At 66.1% G+C, this 19639-nt stretch carries 15 protein-coding genes and 1 pseudogene; 13 read left to right on the forward strand and 3 right to left on the reverse strand.

What is annotated here, in order from left to right; genetic code table 11:
- Window positions 1-323 precede the first annotated feature (323 nt).
- From FL583_RS21990 to FL583_RS40245, 7 genes and pseudogenes are all read left to right on the forward strand, one after another.
- The gene (locus FL583_RS21990; RefSeq protein ID WP_142706608.1) at window positions 324-1037 is read left to right on the forward strand and encodes a hypothetical protein; all 714 of its coding nucleotides are present in this window, start codon (window positions 324-326) and stop codon (window positions 1035-1037) included.
- A 520-nt stretch (window positions 1038-1557) separates the two neighbouring features.
- Window positions 1558-1917, forward strand: a pseudogene (locus FL583_RS43335) (DUF4192 family protein); the annotation flags it as partial.
- 29 nt (window positions 1918-1946) lie between these two features.
- The gene (locus FL583_RS41815) at window positions 1947-2726 is read left to right on the forward strand and encodes a DUF4192 domain-containing protein (RefSeq protein ID WP_142706610.1); all 780 of its coding nucleotides are present in this window, start codon (window positions 1947-1949) and stop codon (window positions 2724-2726) included.
- A 184-nt stretch (window positions 2727-2910) separates the two neighbouring features.
- Complete coding sequence (locus tag FL583_RS22005; RefSeq protein WP_142706611.1) at window positions 2911-4026, forward strand: hypothetical protein; 1116 nt, start codon at window positions 2911-2913, stop codon at window positions 4024-4026.
- Complete coding sequence (locus FL583_RS22010; protein WP_142706612.1) at window positions 3998-4852, forward strand: hypothetical protein; 855 nt, start codon at window positions 3998-4000, stop codon at window positions 4850-4852. Before FL583_RS22005 ends, FL583_RS22010 begins: the two co-directional genes overlap by 29 nt.
- Window positions 4852-5835, forward strand: coding sequence for a hypothetical protein (locus FL583_RS22015; protein ID WP_142706613.1), 984 nt, complete (start codon window positions 4852-4854; stop codon window positions 5833-5835). Before FL583_RS22010 ends, FL583_RS22015 begins: the two co-directional genes overlap by 1 nt.
- A 142-nt stretch (window positions 5836-5977) precedes the next feature.
- Window positions 5978-7168 (forward strand): hypothetical protein, encoded by a 1191-nt coding sequence (locus tag FL583_RS40245; RefSeq protein WP_170323797.1) that lies wholly within the window; start codon window positions 5978-5980, stop codon window positions 7166-7168.
- Window positions 7169-7737: 569 nt separating this feature from the next.
- On the opposite strand, the gene FL583_RS22025 is transcribed toward FL583_RS40245, so the two are convergent.
- From FL583_RS22025 to FL583_RS22035, 3 genes are all read right to left on the reverse strand, one after another.
- On the reverse strand, window positions 7738-10953 hold the full coding sequence (locus FL583_RS22025) for an NACHT and WD40 repeat domain-containing protein (RefSeq protein WP_170323798.1): 3216 nt from the start codon (window positions 10951-10953) through the stop codon (window positions 7738-7740).
- Window positions 10954-11628: 675 nt separating this feature from the next.
- Window positions 11629-11907 (reverse strand): hypothetical protein, encoded by a 279-nt coding sequence (locus FL583_RS22030; RefSeq protein WP_420843180.1) that lies wholly within the window; start codon window positions 11905-11907, stop codon window positions 11629-11631.
- Between the two features lie 221 nt (window positions 11908-12128).
- Window positions 12129-12776: a flavoprotein gene (locus tag FL583_RS22035; RefSeq protein ID WP_142706617.1), complete on the reverse strand. Its 648-nt coding sequence runs from the start codon at window positions 12774-12776 to the stop codon at window positions 12129-12131.
- A 3-nt stretch (window positions 12777-12779) separates the two neighbouring features.
- Here FL583_RS22035 and FL583_RS22040 point away from each other — a divergent pair, with 3 nt between their 5' ends.
- From FL583_RS22040 to FL583_RS22065, 6 genes are all read left to right on the forward strand, one after another.
- On the forward strand, window positions 12780-13982 hold the full coding sequence (locus FL583_RS22040) for a helix-turn-helix domain-containing protein (RefSeq protein ID WP_142706618.1): 1203 nt from the start codon (window positions 12780-12782) through the stop codon (window positions 13980-13982).
- 344 nt (window positions 13983-14326) lie between these two features.
- Window positions 14327-15166, forward strand: coding sequence for a GPP34 family phosphoprotein (locus tag FL583_RS22045; protein WP_240746759.1), 840 nt, complete (start codon window positions 14327-14329; stop codon window positions 15164-15166).
- A 224-nt stretch (window positions 15167-15390) separates the two neighbouring features.
- Window positions 15391-16866, forward strand: a complete 1476-nt coding sequence (locus FL583_RS22050; protein WP_170323800.1) for an APC family permease — start codon at window positions 15391-15393, stop codon at window positions 16864-16866.
- The gene (locus FL583_RS22055) at window positions 16863-17708 is read left to right on the forward strand and encodes a GNAT family N-acetyltransferase (protein ID WP_142706621.1); all 846 of its coding nucleotides are present in this window, start codon (window positions 16863-16865) and stop codon (window positions 17706-17708) included. Before FL583_RS22050 ends, FL583_RS22055 begins: the two co-directional genes overlap by 4 nt.
- Window positions 17705-18019 (forward strand): FadR/GntR family transcriptional regulator, encoded by a 315-nt coding sequence (locus tag FL583_RS22060; RefSeq protein ID WP_142706622.1) that lies wholly within the window; start codon window positions 17705-17707, stop codon window positions 18017-18019. The genes FL583_RS22055 and FL583_RS22060 overlap by 4 nt, the downstream gene beginning before the upstream one ends.
- 236 nt (window positions 18020-18255) lie before the next feature.
- On the forward strand, window positions 18256-19590 hold the full coding sequence (locus tag FL583_RS22065; protein WP_170323801.1) for a B12-binding domain-containing radical SAM protein: 1335 nt from the start codon (window positions 18256-18258) through the stop codon (window positions 19588-19590).
- Window positions 19591-19639 lie beyond the last annotated feature (49 nt).

Here is a 19639-nt window from a genome sequence, read left to right on the forward strand (position 1 = left end):
GGTCGTGCTCACCCGATTTCCCGACGGCGCGACAACCACCCTCGTCGCCCACCAGATCAAAGGTGAATGGATCACCACGGGACCAGAGATCGGCCCATTGACCTCCTGACCTGCCGGACGCCGCTCGAAAACCAACGACGCGGTCCGCCCAGCACCACGGGCGTGAGCCGGCGCCAGACGCCGACCGCGGCCCACGCCGCCGTCGTCAGACCGACGCGAGCACGAAGCGCCTCATCTATCCATCCGGACTGCATCCGTCCGGTCGGCGAGGCGCGACGAGCCTTCGCGCGCCCGCCGGCCGGTCACACCGGCAAGGAGACACCATGTCGGGCTATTCGCCCTGCAATAAGGTCAACGACCTACCGAGCAGCCGCTGCACCGACAGCGGACTTGTCCTGCTCCCCCACACCTGGATCTACGTACCGTGCGGCCCGAGGCCGCGCGTCACCAGCTTCCGAGAAACTGCAACGTCGACTTCCTACGGATACACCGCGGCGATCAGCGTCAACGAACAGGCCGTTGGCCTCATTCACGGACACGGCCGTGACGAAGTCTTCTATTCGAGCGGCAACCCGGGCTTCGGTCAGGAAGAAATGGCGAGGTTCGCGGCTGCCTCCCGCAGCCACAGCGGCGAAGCCCTCACCGCCGAGTGGGTGCTTGGGCAACTGGTCATCTCGCACCTACTCACCAGACTTACGCCTGTTCCGCCGCCGCCCGGCAGCCGGCTCGCCCGGCCGGTGGAGATCGTCTCGTCGATTCCCACCCCTCGTCCGGAACGACCCTCCTTAGACGACGAGCACGACCGGGTGGGCAACATCGTCGCGTTGGCAGGAATGGTGGTCCTCGTCGGAGGCGCCGATGGCACGAAGCCCGCACTGGTCGCAGCGCAACTCGCCTCGTACAGGGCACCTGGCGACCATTTGTGGTGGCAGCTCTGGAACCCCGAAGTCGGAGGCAGCGCGGGCTACTGGCGAGATCTGACGGCCCGCCCCGCGAGTGTGCCCGAAGGCGACCCGGCCGAGGACTACCCGTGGTAGGCCAACGGGCTGCACTCTTCGCAAAGGCAGCAGTCGAGTCACGTCCCATGGTGCAGCGGCTTCGGCGAGGACAGATCGTGCATGTCAACCTCGGCTGCCTCTGGCTCCCAGCCATCATCACGATCCTGAGAGCGGATCGCGTTGACGTGAGGTTTCCGTCCCGTCCAGAACTCGGCTACCGCCGGTCAGGGGGCGTCCGCTCATCGCTGATCCGTTCCGCCGACGGCGTCGACCTCGTCGCTATCCACTGCCTGACGTCGGGAGCAGACGTCCTCACCTTCGACGGAACTCGGCTGCAGGTCGCTGCCTGCCGCCTCCGTCGCGACCGACGGTGGGTCATCGACTTCGCCGACGGTTCCGAATCGACGCTTCCCCCGCACGCGATCCTCCGCGTCGCCGATACGACCCCCCAGGTCACTGTCGGCGGGCGACCGCTGGCCGAGCGGCCTCACGACGGCTCTCAAGCACCTGGCTGGAGCGTCCCGACCACCAGCCTCAAGCCCTGGGAAAGGCACGAACGATGAGCAACGCAGAAGGCTGTCCCAACGACCCCCACAGCGTGGGCCCCACCAAGCCCGACGACGCCCGATCGGCTCCCGCCGGCGACCTGGCCGAGGAGACCTCGGCGCTCCAACGCAACCTGGTCGTCGCCAGCGACGACGACCTCGTCGAATTGGTCCCCTACCTCATCGGCTTCCACCCCACCGACAGCATCGTCACCGTTGGTTACCGGGACGGGAAGGTCGCCGTCACTGTACGGGCCGACCTCCCAGCCGCGGGAGAAAGTACAAATTCATCGCGGTCGCCGGCCTCGCCGGCATACAACGCAAGGGCGATCTCTGACGTGGCGTCACAGGCAACCGTGATCGGCTACGGGTCGCTCGATCGCGTCTTCGAAGCCGCACGGGTATTCGTGGATGCGCTGGCGAAGAGCAGGTCGAGGTGTACACGGTGCTGCGAGTCGACGGTGACCGCTTCTTCTACGTCAGCGAGGACGGCATCGACGTCCCATCCGAGGGGCATGCTTACGACCCGACCCACGGCCGGATAGCGGTCGAAGCTGTCGCCCACGGGATGGTGGCACTTCCCGGACGGGAAGCGCTCCAGGACATCGTCGCACCGGTCACTGGCGACGAACGCATCACGATGTATGAGGCCACCCGCACCGCGGCCGAACGACTTCTCGCGACTCTTCGCCGGTTCGACGAAGAACCCGAGTCGGCCGGTCGCGCCGATTCCTCGCGAACGCCCGACGAGCGGGCCAAGGCGCAGGCCGTCTACTCGAAGAAGGTCGTCGCGTTAGGCGACGAGGCGTTGCAGCGCGCCTATGCCGCATCGGAAGCCGGGCTACGCCTCTCCGACGATCACGCCGGCTGGCTGTGCGCGCTCCTTGTGCTCGCCGACGTTCAAGAGCGTGCTTGGTTGACGTCGCAGGCCACCCCGGCTCAACGGGATCTGTGGGCAGACCTCACCCGCCGCGCCACGCCTGCGTTAGTAGCCGGCCCAGCCACCATGCTCGCCCTGACTGCTTACCTCGGCGATGACGGCGCGATGGCCAACGCAGCCCTCAGCCGAGTGGCCGACGCCGATCCGAACTACCCCATAGCCCGTCTGCTCGCCGCGATGATCCTGGGCGGTGCCACGCCTGACCAGCTGCGTCAGGCGATCGCAGAGGGCCTTCCATGCTGACCCGCACTGACCGTCCGATCCTCGGTGGGTCACTGGCCGACATGGCCCAACCAATAGTCCTCCGACTCTGATGCCGTTCCGCTGACGCGGACGGCGGCCTCACCTCTCGCCTACGGGCAGGCTGGGGCCGCCACGGTCCCAGCCTGTCCGCCGCCGCAAGGCGGGGAACAGGAGAAGCGCACCCATGCCGGACACCAATGGCCCGTCCACCCACGGGGCTCTGCTCGAGAAACTGCAAGCTGACTTCGAGGAACGCCTCACCCGGCTAGCCGCCGAGCCCAAGCGGTGGATCGAGTTCCTCGATCAGGCCGCGATCTTCGGCGCCCACTACAGCGCCCGCAGCCAGCTACTGCTGATCGCGCAGGCCGAAGAACGCGGCATCATCCCACGCTACTTTCTGCCGTTCGGCAACCGCGCCGGCACCAGCGGCTGGAAAGCCCACGGCCGCCGCGTCCAGCACGGACAGACCGCGTTCAAGATCTGGGCACCGATCCGACGCCGACCCACCGAGGAACAAGCCGCCGAGTGGGAAGCCAGCGGACGAGTCGTCGTCCGTGAAGAATCCGGGCGGCCCGCGATCCAGCTCGTCGGATTCAAGCTCGAGAACACCTTCGAGCTGTCCCAAACCACCGGTGACCCGTTCGAGCCGCCGACCGTTCTACGACGCCGCAAAGTCCTCACCCGCGACGGCGACGGTCCGCAACTGCTAACCGGCGAGGACCCGACCGGGGTCTTCGACGACCTGGTCCGGCTCATCACCGCTGACGGCTACACCTACGAGCGCGTTCCCCCACGCACGGGATGGCTGGGCGACGCCAACGGTGTCACCGTCCTCCGGCCGCCGCTGCGCACGGTCCAGGTTCGCGACGACGTCGCTCCGGCGCAAACCACCAAGACCACCGCGCACGAACTCGCGCACATCCGCGGCGGCCACCTGGAGCCAGCCCACCAGGCGACCAGTCCACACCGCGGCCGCTACGAGACCGAAGCCGAGAGCGTCGCGCACATCGTCCTGGCCGCGCCCGGCCTGGATACTTCCGCCTACAGCGACGCTTACGCCTTCGACTGGGCCAGTGGCGACCTGGACCTGATCCGCGGCTGCGCCGACGCGGTCCTCCGGACCGCCCGCGGAATACTGCGCGACCTCACCCCTGGGCCGACTGATTCCGAGGCCGAGGCACGCGCCCTCGACGACCCGGGCGCTGACGACTCGACGCGCTCGCAGGCGGCCGAGAACGAGCCGCGACGCCCGATGAACGCGTCAGCAGCCCGTGCTGGTGCAGCGCGGACCGCTGCGTGAACAGCAGCCGCCACCCCTCGCAAGTCCCACACGAGGAGATGCCCCCGTGGCCAAAAACCCCAACCACCGCGCGCAGTTCCAACCGAACTCCATGTGCTTTCCCGGCGGCCTTACCCCGGTCGAGGTCCAATCAGCCACGGACGAGCAGCTGTACCAGGATGCCGAAGACCGCGTCGCCGACGGGCGCAGAGACCGCACGTCCCACGCCTACGTTCTCGGCCAGCTCAATGACGACGGCAGCGGCACCGGGACCGGCCTGGTGATCGCCCTCGACGACGAGCACGCCGCTCAGCTGGCGATCCGCCGCGGCGCCGTGCTGCTCAAAGACCCGTGGGCCCGGCGGTACCTGCACCGCGTCGCGGCTGACCAGCTCGGCGACTACGACCCGACGGCAGACTTCGACGCCACTATCGCGGGCCAGCGTCGCGTCGCCATCAGCGAGGAAATCTACGACTACGTCTCCCGGCGTCTCGCGGTCCAGCTTCCGCCCGGCCAGCCGGTTGCGGCCGCGGTGTTCGATGCCGCGGACGGCCCGGACGGTTACTCCTTCAGCGGCGTGAGCACCACGGTCTACTTCACCGACGGAACCCGCATCCGCTACGCCATCTCGCCTGGCCGGACTCCTGCCGAGCGTCGCTACGACGTCGACCTCGACGCGCTGTTCGCTGCCTTCGTCCCCGGTCCGGTCCAGCCGACCGGCGCCATCGCAATCGATCTGATCACCGGAGTGGTCGACGTCGAACCGGTGCACGGCCGCCGGCTGCACTCCCGCTACCGCGCCACCGCGACTGACGATCACCGTCGCCCGGACGAGGCCGGCTGCTGATGCCTACCGTCACTCTGACCGTGGCCGCGCGACTGATGCGACAGCTCATCAGCGCGACCACAGCCCGGCTCCGCGGCATCGACCTCGACCGGGACGCCCGCCAGAACCCCACCGCCGCGATTCCGGCCCCGAACTGGCCGGCCGAGTACAACCAAGCGCTCGCCGCCCGCGTTAACGGCCAAGCCACCGGTAGCTCGCCGTTCTACGTGGTGTTTTCCGACGACTTCCCGGTGTGCTGGCTCAACCACGACGGCCACCTCGTCCACCCCGACGTCGTCCTCGACCGGTTACGGACGAGACACCGTGCGCTGGCGTCAGAGGCCCTCACCGACCTGGCCCGACCGGCTCTGGCCTATGTCGCTGACCTGCGCGACGTGCGCGACGGGAGACCGCAGGACGTCGAGGACCGCACTCATCGGCCCGGGCTCGCTCGCGTCGCCCACCCGGACCTACCGGCTCGAGCATGGTGGATTTCGGTCGGGCACGACATCACCGGCGCCCGTGAACGGTCCCGAGCGGTGGCAGGTACCGAAGATCCGCTCATCATCTCGGCACACGGTTTCGGGCGCTACGGGCGCCAGACACATCGACTAGACCTCGGCCGTCTGTGCGCCATCAATGCCACCGCCACCAAGCACGGCGCCGGCTTATCCACGCTCGCCAGAGGTCACGACGGCGAGCGCTCCCCGGAGATCGACGCCAACGTCGTCGGGAGTTGGCTGGCCGAGGAGTACAAGCTCGATGCGGCGCCGGATGCCGAGCTGATCGAGCCGCTTTTCACCGCCGCGCTGATCGGATCCTTCAGCAGCGACTACGCATATGCCGACTACCGGCTCAAACAGACGGGTTGGGAGACGACGCTGCGACAGATGAACGCACAGGAATTCTTCGACATGCGGCACTACGTCTACTGCCTCTTCCGGCGCGACGTCCGTGCGATCTCGGCCCCCGGCGGCATCGTCGTGCTCCGTCGGCACCACTAATCCGCGCCAGCCGTACTTGACCATCCGCCTCTCTCGTCAGCCGCCGGTCGGTGCGGCGGTGACGGCTGGGACGCCACGCCCTCAGGGCCCAGCGTCCCGAGCGTGGGACGCTGGGCTCTGGGCCCATCCGCAGGAGAACCCAATGCTCCGCCGATCCCTCCACGCCCAGACCGTTCTCGACAACGAATCGGACACCTACGTCCCCGGCCGCCCAGCCGAACCCGAGTCGCCAACCGGTCGGGCAGCGCAGGAGGCCGCGTGGATCTTCTACGCCATCGCCGCGCTCGGCTCCGCCGTCGGACAGGTCTGGGTCGGCATCGAAGCCGCGCCGTGGCCGACCGGTCTCCCCTGGTGGTGGCGCGCCCTGCTGGTAGCCCCATTCGCCGGTGTCATCGACCTGGGCGGCGTCGTCGCCTCCGCCTTCGCCGACTTCCGTCAGCGCCTTGGTGAAGCCGCCTACGGTTGGCGCGCACTCTCCGCCGTCTCCGTGACCGCCGCGGTCGCCATCAACGTCATCGGGCATCGCGACGTCCTCTACCTCTCCGTCGTCTTCGGCGGCCTCGGGGCATTCGCCTACACCGTCTGGCTGCTGCACGCCGCCGCCCGCCGCCGCGACTCGCAGCGCGCGGCCGGCAATCGATCCGGCATCGCACCCGCGTATGGACTGCGCCAATGGTTGCGGGAGCCGCTCGTCACCCACCGGGCCCGCGTTCTCGCCACCGACCACGGCTACACCCGACAGAAATCACTGGATCTCGCCCGCCAGCAGCTGCGAGACGAACAGCGCCGCCGAGCACTCACCACCTACATCAAGACGCTCATCCACGCCGAGAACCCCGACCCGCTCAGGGCCGACATCACCATCACCACCCTCGACATCGACGCCGTCGCCGTTGCACTGATCGCCAGGGCCGACATCGAAGGCTGGGCTGATCTCATCGGCGCCGCCACCCTCCCGCCACCCGACATCGCCGGCCGCCGTGACGACGCTGCGCAGGCGCGCGAAGTCGTGTCGCCTGGTCGCGGGCCGCGACCACCTGCAGACGTCTTGCGTCGGGTGCCCCAAGACCCCGCCGGCTATGAACGGTGGCGTCGACTCTGGGCGGAGCTGAGCACGGACCTCGCCGTCACCAACGCGGAGTTCGCCGAACGTCACGGCATGTCCATCCGCCAAGTGCAGTGGATCCGCGCCGTCGGCCGCAGTGGCTTCCTGGAGTCCCCCATCCCCCTCATCGACCGCATCGCCGAACTCGGCGCGCGCCCACCAGCGAACGGACTCTCGGCTTCGCCGCCAGCGGATCCCGAGCCGACTGACCGGTCCGTCGCGCGCTGATTCGCGCCCCAATCGTGGCCCGCCGGCGATCCGCCTCGCCAGCGGGCCGCTTCTCGCTGAGACGATCGCCATGCCGCCCCGCTCGCGGCAGAATGCCCCGAATTTCCTGTGACCAGCTGCGTATCCGTCCTCGTCGCCGCCACAGCCGGCGCGGCCCCCCCTTTTTGTTGCGTTGCGGGATCTCCGTCGTCACGGGTACGCACATCGTCTGCTGCAACCCAAATGCGAGCCTGCCCACCTGCGATGCGGCCTGCGACGCTGTGCAACGCCGGGAGCATCGTGGCCGGGCAACCGCGCCCAAGCGGGGTCGGGTCGGAACGTTCAGGAACTCGTCCGGGCAGGACCTGGACTTCGAGACCCCGGGTCGACGGCGAGGCTCTCGACTCGATCCCGTCCATAACTGCCCAGGGCGCCTCGCTTGAGACGGGAGGTGATGCACGCTCATGCCGAATTGAGTATGTTTGGTAGTTCTCCCAAACAGGGAGCGCCCGAGCAGATACCCTCGCTTCTTCCTCGGTCCGGGGAACGAGGTCGAGAAATTTCGGTGCGGAGAGTAAAGGTCGAGCCATTTAAAGTCCCGTCGTGGGCCAAATCTGCACCTCGTGGTCGTTGCCGACGGCAATGCTTCGGCCGTCCGGGCTGAAGGCAAGCGTGCGGAATGTATCGATACGGGGTACGGGGCTAGTCATTTCGTGGCCGTCCTTGACATTCCAGAGGTGGACATCACCCGCGAGTGCGTGACCAGTATTATCGGCAGTACTACGAATCTCGGCGAGGACCGTGCCGTCCGGGCTCAGCGCAAGCGCACTTATGTAATCCCAGGAAGGCTGCCCGAGTGCAACTAATGGCTGCGTGCTGCCAGGATGCCATACTGTGACTCGATTGGACTCGGCCAGCGCGATCACCGGCGAACCTTTGGAGGGGAAGGCAGCGACCGGCCTGAGTGAGACGTCATTTTTGAATGAAAACTTTTTACTGGGTTCTAGTTTACCGGCGGCATTTTGCGACCACACGACTGCCTCGTGGTTCGACGACGGCATCGCCGCTATTAATAGGCGGCCGTCGCCGCTCAGACCGACACCTCGAATTCCGTCGACGCCACGTAGGGCGGGCGATGGCATCGAAATATTCTCGCCTGTCGATGTCCGCCACCGCAGGATCGTTCCGTTCCCCTTTGCCGCGATCAGCGTGTCTCCGTCCGCCGAAAAGGCTAGTGCGATGGGAAAGTCCTGCCAAGGGGGTATGGCCTCGGGAGAGTCCATCGGAAAGGTTAGTGGGTCGGGAGCGTCCGCCGCCGCGAAACGGGCGTAGACAATGCGGCCGGTGTCGAGGTTCCGGATAGCAATCCTGCGGTGGTCATCGGCAGATATGGTCGCGAGTTCGTGGCCGCCTGGTCCTAACGCCATGAACCAGACAGATCCGGTGCCATCTATAATGCGGAATCTGTGTTCGGTATGGAGGTAAACGAGGGATACCATGCTGGTCAGCGCGGCCAGCGACAAGATGAACGCACTTGCCAGGAGCCGGACACTTCGCCGGGACGGCTGCGCCCGCGCCGGCTGGAAATGGGCGACTGTGTCGACGAGGTGAAGCGGCTCGTGTCCCGCTAGTTGGTCCTGCAGCAAAGCATGAGTGAACTGATAGGCAGGGCCGATCTGGCGCAGCACCCTCCGCTCGCGTGCGTCAAACAAGAATGATGTTAAACGCCACGGCAATTTGCCCCGCACCGCCAGCCACCCACGCGCTATCGAATAGGTCAGCCATGCGCTGCCCGAACCGAACAGCACAAAGATTCCGCTGATCGCGCCGAGGCCCGGTAGCAGAACAGCCATAGGGGCGGCGGTCACCGCGGTAGAGATCAGCAGCGTGCGCCGGTCACCTGCCAGCACAGACTTTGGCTCATTGCTTGCCTGTGCGTCGATGGGCGCGGCCAGCCAGCTACCGAGCCCGACGGTGACACCGAACAACACGGCGATGTAAACGCTGGACGCGAGCCAGGTCTCGGCACCGGCCACCTTGCCCTGGTGCCCGACGATACCAAAGGTGATCGCGGGTGACGTCACCACGATGCCGGCCGCCAGACCGATACCCAGACTGCGAAAGAGTCGCCCGATCCGGGGAAGGCCACGACGCGGCGTGCCGCCATACCGCGCCGCCAACAGACTGGGGATGGCGATCGCGGTGATTAACAGGTCGGCGGGCAATAAGAGATGCGAGATGTAATTGGAGCCGTCCGGCATCTGACGGATCCAGTCCACTATGTAGTAGCTGAGCTCGATCGCGACCGAGCGGTCGACTAGGTACACTGTTGCCAGCAGGGCCGCGCCGCCGAGAGATACGGCGCCGACCACCGCAATCAGATCGCCGGCGACGCCGCGCACCACCGACCGTGGACGGTCCGCTGTCTGTCCGGCACGCCGACCGAGCACGGTCGCGACGGCGATTCCCACGGCTCCGACAGACGCGAATGCGGGTGGACTGTCGCGGACGTAGAGCATCGCTATCGTCGCAACGATCAGGATCGGAGCCGCGACCGTGACGCTGATCAGCCAGCGTGGAACGGCCTCGGCGATCCGCCACCACTCCAGTTCCCGCACGCCGCGACGATGCAGACTTCTTGCGAGAAAGGACAGCCAGCGTCGCGCTTGTTCAGCCTGGTATCGGCCGCGTGGCGACCGGCGGTAGGCGGCCGTCACGAAGGCCCCGAGCAGGTGCTGCTCGATCGCGGTGTGATCAGCGAACCGCTCACCATCGAGCATCTCGGCTGGGTTAGATTTCCGATCGGCGTAGACCGCGATCATCAGATCGATCATCAGTGGCGTCGTGAGCGCCTCGGCAAGCTGACCATCCGGATTCGACTGCAGGTAAGTGCCGAGCTGCCGCCAGCGTGGGTCATCAGGCAGGTACCGGAGGATGTCGACCTTAGCGGGCGGTTCGACTTCCACGACCGCCGCGTACGACAGCGGCACGGGTCCACCAGTGACCGCGCCCTCGTACTCCTGGCTGCGGCAGGTCAGCACCACCGGACGAACACCCAGCTTAGCGCCGAGCGCGTCCAGAGCGGTGCGCTGCCAGGTTTTTTGCATTTCATCGAGACCGTCGAGAACGGGGATTACTCGTTTGGTCTTCAGCAGCTCACATGGTGCCTCCTCGCCGTACTTGGAACTGTCTTCGAGTCCTGGGTAACTGTCGGCCAGTTGCGCGGCCATCCATTCGTAAGGCTTGTCGCGGTTTGGATTCCATGTCGACATCGCGAACAGGACCGGTACAGGATCTCCAGGCTGGCGATTGTGGAGAAGATCGAGCAGTAGTCGGGTGGCGAGCACGGTCTTGCCGGCGCCGGGCGCCCCCAGGATTACCAATTGATGTCTAGGTAGCTGACGGTACGTGGCCGCGATATCTTTGAATTCGCCGTGCAGGTGCAGCCTCACCGCACGACCTGAAATCGCCTGTCCTACAACGGCGCTCGGTGCAGCGGCGACGGGCCGGACGGTACTCGACCAACGGACTCTCAGCGGTTCGCTGGCGTTTTCTTCCCTGCGCCGATCTTCCTCAGTCCACTGGCGGCCCACAAGGTCGGCAAGCAGGGCAGCGGCATCATCAAGTTGCTTGGCATGCTTTTCGCCGGGATATGCTTGGATGATCGAGGCGTCCGAGGCTGATGCGATCGCGCGATAACCTTCAAGCGCCGCATAGACAAAGCCAATTAGGACTAACGACGCGATGGCCGCTTTCGACGGGTTATCCGCGACAGAATTGGTAAGCAGCGCAGCGAGCAGAGTCACGATGGTGCAAGCTGCAGCAATAGCGCCATGTTTCCTCTGGCGGGAGGATCTCACCTTCGACACCCACTCGGTTAGTGGCGAGCACAACGCGACTGGCTCATGCTATCCAACACATCCAACGGACAACTTTCAGGGCCCCGGTTTCCGATCAGCCGATAACTCCTGGGGGCACCCCGCAATCCATGGTCGCTCGTGGACTTTCTTACCTTTGTTCGGCTTGGTCTGGTGGAGGGCGACCAACCAGGCTGATGGGGCAATCCTGGTCACCTGTATGTGGAATGCCGTTTTCGGTGCTCCAGACTATTTCGAGCCCAATCTGTAGGGAAGTGGAGAGGAATGGTCGGCGATTTCGGCCGTGCGGGACCGGGTCTAGACGTGGGGACACGACGGTCGCCGTCCGCGTTTGTTGAGCATGCACTGGTGAAACTGCGGGATCCGGGCCCGTAGAGGTGGCACTTTCGTCAGAGCCATGGCTTGTGGTCCGGGAATCGTCGGCACCAGATCAGCTCAATACGCCTATCATCCGAGACTGGCGCCGACCGGCGCGCTCTTCTGCCGCCGATGGTGAGTTGCTCGCCCACCCTGTGCGGCTCCGCCGCAGGTGTCCGGCGCTCGCGTGGCCGCCGGTGTCACGTTCTAACAAGTGGTTAGGATCACGCCACAACGACGGCAGTACTACGCGACGCCCTGCGCGACGAGCTGACCGTCAACGAAGGCATAGACCGGTTGAGGTCGGAATCCGGCGAAGGCCAGCTCGCGGTGCTTTTCGATCCTGACCTGGTGCTGCTCGTGCTGCCCGACAACGAAGTCCCAGTGCCTTACCAAACCCACCGAGGCGAAGCTGACGGTCTTTACGATCGAGACACCGTCGACCTTGATCGACAGTCCACCCCAGAACCTGTTGAACGAAAACGTCACCTGATGACGTTCGGTCTGGCCTACCTCGAAAGTCATCCGCACGCTGGCAGCGTACGGCCCGTCGACGTGGCGATATCCCAGAAGCGCCGAGCCGACATGAGGCAGCGCCCGAGGGCCGTCGACGTCTCGATTCAGCGACTGGGAAACGCTGTTCCGCAGCCCATCACGCTGACCACCGGACCGTGCGCACCATCGAACTCCTCGCCGAGCTCGGTCGTAAGGCGGACGAGCGCTGCGCGTTCGAACGCGCCGTGACCTCAGGCGTGGGGCGTTGTCTTGCTGTCCAACATCGCGTTCATCGCTTTGAGCGGCAGAGACCAGTCGTAGTGGCGAGACGCCCCGGTGCCGGGAGCCCCGGGTTCCCAGACTCCGGGCCCGTACAAGACGTTGACGCCCACCGACCGGAGGACCTCGAGGCTCTTATCGAAGGCCGGATGAGCTGCTTGTGCGCTGTTCAGCATGGGAGCCGCAACCAGCGGGAGCCCTAGTCCAATGGCCTCGGTGAGCAGGCTCAGAGCCAACGTGTCGGCGATGCCGCTAGCCCATTTGTTGATCGTATTGAACGTCGCCGGGCAGACAATCATCGCTTCAGCCGGCGGCAGCGCGTCCACGTCGCCAGGTTGCTTGTACTCGTGTCGAACCGGGTGTCCGGTCAGCTCTTCGAGCAGTGAGGCATCCAGGTACTTGTATCCCTGAGGAGTCGCGAGGACACATACGACCCAATTCTGGTCTTGCGCCTGGGCAATGAGCTCAGGCAGGCGGCGCGCTTCCGGGGTGCCGCATGCGACCAGGTAGAGAACGCGCTTCTGCTGAGCCACCGCTGACGTCACACCCGTCACGGTACGACGAAGCCGCGGACGCCATGGCGAGGCCCGGGTGGGATGCGAGCTCAGCGGTAGTCTCATTTCATGGACGAGGAGGCGCGGCGGATCGGGCAGCGGGCCCGGCGAATCCGGCGCGCACAGGGTAAGTCGCTAGACGTGATCGCCGGATTGGCGAGCATCTCCGCCCCCTATCTCTCGATGCTCGAGCGGGGGGAGCGCCGGTGGGACAGCCGGACGTTGACCGACAAGATCGCGCACGCGCTCGGCGTGAAGTCCACAGACTTGATCGGTCCGCCTGACGCGGAAGACTCCAAGAGTCGCGACCGCAAGCACGCAGAGCTCAGCCCGCTCTACCGAGCGCTGATCGAGAGCTCGCTGGATCTGCCGGAACGGAAGGGCGGCACTCGCCCGCTGCCGGCCTTGCAGGCACTGACCGCGACGCTCATCAGCGCTTGGCAGGCCCACCAACATCAGCAAGCGATCGACGTTGCGATTCCCCTGCTCAAAGAGACCGCTACGGCAGCGCGGACCGGGACGATGGCGGACCGGACCGAGTTGCTGTGGCTTCATCAGCAGGCCCTGCGGATCACCTCATCGATCATGCGAACCTTCGGCGAGTTGCCACTCGCACTGGTGGCCGCGGAACGGTGTTACCAGGTTGCGCAGCTCAACGGGGACCCGGCGGCACTGGCATACAGCGCGTTTCCGCGGATCCATGCGCTCACGCCGGATGGCTTGTACGGACCGGCTTACGAATTGGGCGACCAGGCGTTGGCGTTGGTGGAGACACCCGCCGATGACCGGACGCTGGCGGTGCGTGGTGCGGTGCTTCTGGCGACGGCATTTGCTGCGGCCCTGGCCGGCCAACCGGCAGACGCATCAGCGTTGCTGTCCGAGGCCGATGAAATCGCCGCTCGAACCGGCGACCTGACCATCGAGTTCGGCGCCTTCGGCCCAACGAACTCCACTGTCCACCGAATGTCGATCGCGGTCGAGTCCGGCGACCATGACGAAACGATCCGGCTCGGTGAGAGGCTCGATCCTCGGCGTATTACCGACGCCAACCGACGCGCCACCTTCCTGGCCGACCTCGGCCGCGCAAAGGCGGCCGTCGGCGCCGAGGACGAAGCCGTTCAGCTCTTCCAACGCTCCGAGCGCGCCTCCGCCCTGGTAATCAGACGGAATCCGTACGTCAAAGATGTCCTGGCCGACATCCTCCACTCTCGTCGGCGGCTCGCGACTGGACCAGCTCTGACCGGACTTGCCGGCCGCCTAGGCATCATCTGACTCTCGCGAATTTCACCAGCTTCACAAGCAGTGAAGTTGTGGTGACAGGCGAGTCCTACGTTCTGCGACATGGCTCGAACCAACTGCAGAACGTCGAGCCGGCAAGCCGCTGATCAACTCGTCGGCGTCTTCGTCGGCTGCGGTCGACCGCCGATCTCCGACTTGGGAGCCGCGACTCAAGGCAGTGCAACGTCATGGGTCCACCCTCCTGGCGGCCTGAAGTCGGACTTTCCCGTCCCATGAAGTGCTGTCGAACGATCTCGCGCATTGCGTCCATTGCCGAGCCCGCACCTTCACATCTCCGGGATGTGCTGCGGCCCGATTCGACCGGGAGTACGTCGCACATGCAATCCGCTGGGGCCTCCCATCAGCCGAGGCATGCAGAGTCCAACCGTTGGGCGAGGGGGCTCGGCGAGGACGTCGGCCGATTCACCGATCCCGTTGCTGCGGATCGACCTATTGGGGTAGCGCAGCCGGATCGAGGCAGCTGGCGTCGCAGTGCGGGCCCGAGGCCGGATCCCACCTTGACGGGGGCGGCTGACTGGCGGCTGGCTGATCACCTGTACCTAGCCGCTCACGACGGTCTTACTGGACAGGCACGACTGGGTGAGCGTGCGACGGGGATGCTACTGGCGGGTGGTTTGCTGGGTGAGTTGCTCCTCGACGGTGTGATCGGCGTGCACTCCGGATGGCTTTCGCGCCGACCACAGCAGCAGCCGCGGGACGCGGTGGCGCACACAATCCAGGCAGAGCTCCTCGCAGACTCGGACGTTCATCTGGTCTCGCAGTGGCTGGAGTTCCTCGGAACCGCTGCACCGACTACGGCTACCAGCCGGGTGGCTGAGCGGCTCATCCGCGACGGGGTGCTGCAGGAGGTGTCCGAGCGCCGGTGGATTTTCAAGACTGAGTCGCGGTTGCAGGCGGTCAGCTCCTCTCGAGCAGCGTGGCCAACCGCTCGCTTGGACGGGATCGCGCTCCGCCGGGCACAGATGACGGTCGCTGACGCCGTACTCACCGGGATGCTGGATGCCGCCGACCTGTTATCGACCGCGATACTCAGCGGGAATTCCCAAGCGGTGGCATATATGCGTTCACGCATCCGGGTCTTACCGCCCGCCGCGGCGGATCTCGTGGCACAGGTGCGCGCAGCCCTCGGCGCTGCCATCCTGACCGGCCGCACCTAGCCGTCCGCGACGGCGAGCGCGCCACTACCAGTAGCGCAAAACCGTACTAGCTCGTTCGGTCGACAGACAGGCGAGAGCCACGACTCACCGCCTCCGCTGCGCGGGCTCGCGGCGGACTACATCCATCAACTTCGACAGGAGTTTTGTTCGTCATGCCTTCTTCAGGTTCCGGCGTCCCAACCGGACGGGTCGCTGCAGCACTAGCCGCCGACCGGCTCGGTGTCTTGGCGATCGTGGCGGTGACATTGGGCGCGGCAGCTCCTCTCACTACGGTCGCGGGGGCTGTCCCTTCAGCCTTCGCGGTCACCGGGTTGGTGCCACTGTCCGCCGCGTTCATCGTCGTCGGCGCAGTCTTGGCGCTCTTCGCCACTGGCTACGTACGTATGGCCCGCTTGATTCGCAACCCCGGTGCGTTCTACGCCTATGTCCGGCACGGTCTGGGCGTCCCGATGGGCCTCGCCACAGCGCTGATCGCAGTACTCGGCTACGGGGCGTTCGTCAGCGCCGCGTTCGGGGGCCTGGGCGCCGCAGCCGAAGGCTTCGTCGCGGCCGAGTGGGGGTCTTCTCCTCCCTGGTGGGCCTGGTCGCTGGCCGGGTGGATCCTGGTCACAGTTCTAGGCGTGCTCAGGGTCGATCTGTCCGGCTGGGTGCTGATGGCTTTGCTGGCCGCGGAGACTGCCGTCGTCCTGTTGTTCCTCGTTGTGAATGTGTCTCATCCCGCCAGCAGCGGCTCTCTGCCGGTGGCGGTGTCCTGGTCTCCGCGAGCACTCCTGGTGGGCGGTGCTGCGGTACTGATGGTGCTCGCGGTCACGGCGTTCACCGGATTCGAAGCTACTGCGGTGTTCACCGAGGAAGCGAGGAATCCGGCCAGCACCGTGCCGCGCGCGACATGGCTGACCCTTGGTCTGATGACCGCCGTCTACGCCCTCTCGGCCTGGGCGATCACGGTTGCAGCCGGTCCGCGCGGCGTTGTGACCTACGCACAGCATCACGCTGGCGATACCGTCTTCGCGCTTGCAGCCCAGGCCGTGCCGTCGATGATCGTCACGGTTGCGCGCGGACTATTCGTCACAAGTGTGTTCGCCGCGCTGCTCTCGTTTCATATGTTCGTCAGCCGATACCTGTTCGCCCTCGGTCGCGAAGGAGTCCTGCCACCGGCTCTGGGCCGAGCCGGACTACGCAGCGGTGTACCGAGGAACGCGTCTCTAACTGTCAGCGCAGTGGGGCTGATCGTGGTCGCAATCTACGCGGTCGGCGGGTGGGACCCGCTTCTCTCCCTCTTCTACTGCGGCGGGGCCCTCGGTGGTTTCGCCGTGCTGCTGCTGATCACCATCACGGCATGCGCCGTGGTCGTATTTCTCGCTCGCCGGCCGGAGATTCGCCCACGGCGGGGTGCCATGATCGCGAGCGCAATCTCTGCGGTGACGCTGGGCGCCGTCGTTGTGCTTGCGGTGTTGCACTTCGACGTATTACTCGGCGTTGCTCCGACTGATCCGCTGCGCTGGGTGCTGCCGGGCGCCTACGGCGTGGTCGCCATGGTCGGCATCGCCTGGGCTGCTTACCTTCGGAAAACTCGGCCGGAGATCTACGCCCAGCTGGGCTTTGGCGTCCACGCCCCGCCACGCAACGTCGCCCGGGTAACCGCTGCCGGCCACCCGCAGAGCGCCTCCGCCCGGGCCTCGGCAGGCGAGGCCCGATGAGCCTGACTACCGACTCCACTCTCATCCGGGGCGCGAGTGCTGCTGAGCACGAGGCGGTTACCGCTGTGATTGTCGATGCGTTTGCCGATCTCGAGGTCTGCCACTGGCTCGTGCCCGATCCCCACGTCCGGTCGGGGCTACTCACCATCTACTTCGGGTCGCTGGTCAGCCACGCCCTGAGCCACGGCACAGTCCAAGTCGTCGATGAGGCGAACGGCGTGCCGGCAGCCTCTGTCTGGGCGGCCAGCTCACCTGGCTGGGGCCGCCTTGGAGAGGTTGCCCACGCTCGGCCGGTCGCCGTCGCTGCCTGGCTGCCGCCAAGCGCTCCGCCGCTGCCCGCTGACCACGCCGAGAACCTCACCGCGTCCGCCTACGGTCGAGGAGGCCGACGGTGGATAGAACGGTTCCTCATGCTGGATGACTGTCTCGCACAGCAGCACGCTGAGGGCAATCACCATCTGATGATCCTGGCCGTTCGGGCCAACCGACGAGGCACAGGACTCGGCTCCGCCCTACTGACCCATCACCACCGCCGCCTCGACGCAGGAGGCGAGTCGGCTGCGCTGGATGCCGCCGCAGAGCGATCCCTGCCTCTCTATCACCGCCATGGATACTCGCTGAGCGGCGATCCGGTGTCCTTGCCTCGCGGCGGACCTCGCACGATGTGGCCGATGCGTCGGCCACCGCAGAGCCCTGTGGCGACTATGGCGCCGACCCTCGCCAAGACGCGCGCCGACAGCAAGCGTGGCCGCCACTCCCCCGCCAGGCGCAACGCCGGATTGAAGCGCGCCGATTGGCCACCCGAGTCGCCCAACGACTACGTCGGTGAGGAGCGAAAGTGACGACGCAAGAGCAGGGCACCCGGAACGGCCAACCGACGAAGTACCAATACGTCATTGAACAGATTCGGTCGCGTCTGACAGCAGGCGAGTGGAACCCAGGCGAGCGACTGCCCAGCGAGACCAACCTGATCGAGGATTTCAAGGTGAGCCGCAACACGGTGCGCCGCGCTTATCAGGAGCTGCAGTTCGCCGGTCTCGTTTCGATCAGACAGGGCGCTGGAGTCTTCGCCTCCCCACCGAGGCAGCCCGGCGAACGGTGCCCGCTCTGCGGACAGCCAGAGCCGACCGGCGGGTCCACGCACCGGGCTTAGACCACCTGCCGCCGGCACCCGGCACCGGCGGCAGGTGCCCTCGTCCCGCCGTCGCTCACCCGGTCTGCGGCGGCGGGACCCTCTACTGGGCAGCATCACTGCGCCCGCCCTCCGTCTGTCCGGGGCGACACCCCAGCCCCGGGCAGGCGACCCGGCACCCGATCGGACTTCCGATCGGCTCCCGGCCCGCTGATTCATCCGCCATGACCGGCCACGAGCCGGCACAGGGAGGCATCATGCGTGTCGCGCTGATCTACCCCGAGGTTCTGGACCTCGCTCGCTTCAAAGAGAAGCGAAAGGAGTTTCCCCCCTTCGGGGTCCTCTACCTCGGCTCGGTCGCCGAACAGGCGGGCCACGACGTCACCATCTTCAAGGTCACCGAGGACAACTGGAGGCTGGATCTAGCCGAGTTCGACGCCGTCGGGTTCAGCATTCCGTCGTCTGCGACCTACGGCATCATCAAGCGCGCCCGTTTCGACAGCGTCCTCGCGGCCGACGCCCTGATCATGGTCGGCGGGGTGCATCCAAACTTCTATCCCGAGCGCACCCTTACCGACCTACAGCCGGACGTGGTGGCATTCGGCGAAGGCGAAGACACCTTCCTCGAGCTTCTCGCTCTGGCGAACTCGCGGCGATTCGACGGGATCGCGGGCGTCTGCTTCCTCGGGAAGGACGGTCCGGTCCGGACGAAGCCCCGGGTGCCGATGCGCGACATCGACGTCCTTCCCCTCCCGGCCCGGCACCTCCTCGACCCAGACGATCTGGTGATGTCCGACCGGCTGTCCAGCACCGACCTTCGAATGGCACACGTCATGTTCAGCCGCGGCTGCCCATTTCCGTGTCGCTTCTGCGCGGCCGCCCAGACCCGCATCCAATACCGCTCGGGCGCGAGCGCCCGTCGCGAGTTGGAATCGATGATCGACGCTTACGCCATCGACGGATTCGCGATCGTCGACGACAACTTCATCGTCAACAAGGGGAAGGTCCGCGACATCTGCACCTCCATCGCCGACCTCGGTCTGCGTTGGTCGGCGCTCTCCCGCGTCGACACCGTCGATCAGGCGTTGCTCGACGACATGGCGGCAGCGGGGTGCATCGAAGTGAAGTTCGGCATGGAGGCCGGCGACGAAGGCCTGCTGCGGGCGATGCGGAAGAACACCACGCAGGCAAAGATCCGCGCCGCCGTGCACATGGCGCGGACATCTGGGATCAAGGTCAAGCTGTTCTTGATCCACGGCTACCCCGGCGAGAACCTGACCACGACCCGCACGACGATGCGGCTGCTCGAGGAGCTAGCGCCCGAGGTAGAGCGGGTGTCGCTCTTCCGGTTCGTGCCACTGCCCGGTACGTATGTCTACGAGAACCCCGCTGAGTTCGGGCTGCGCGGCACCGATCAGGATCCCGACTGGGACGGCGACTGGTCGCGATACCACATCCACCACAACCACCTGCATTGGTGGGGTAGCAACGAAGACTTCGACGAGATGCAGCACGGCTACGACGAGCTCGCAGGGATGGTTGCTCGACTCTGGCCCGAACGGTGGACCGCGTCGGACGCTAGCTCGTCCTAGGCCTCGATAACCTGCTCGAAGATCTCCGACCCGTGAGGACACCTGCGCT

This window comes from Cryptosporangium phraense, from assembly GCF_006912135.1.
Taxonomy (GTDB): Bacteria; Actinomycetota; Actinomycetes; order Mycobacteriales; family Cryptosporangiaceae; genus Cryptosporangium; species Cryptosporangium phraense.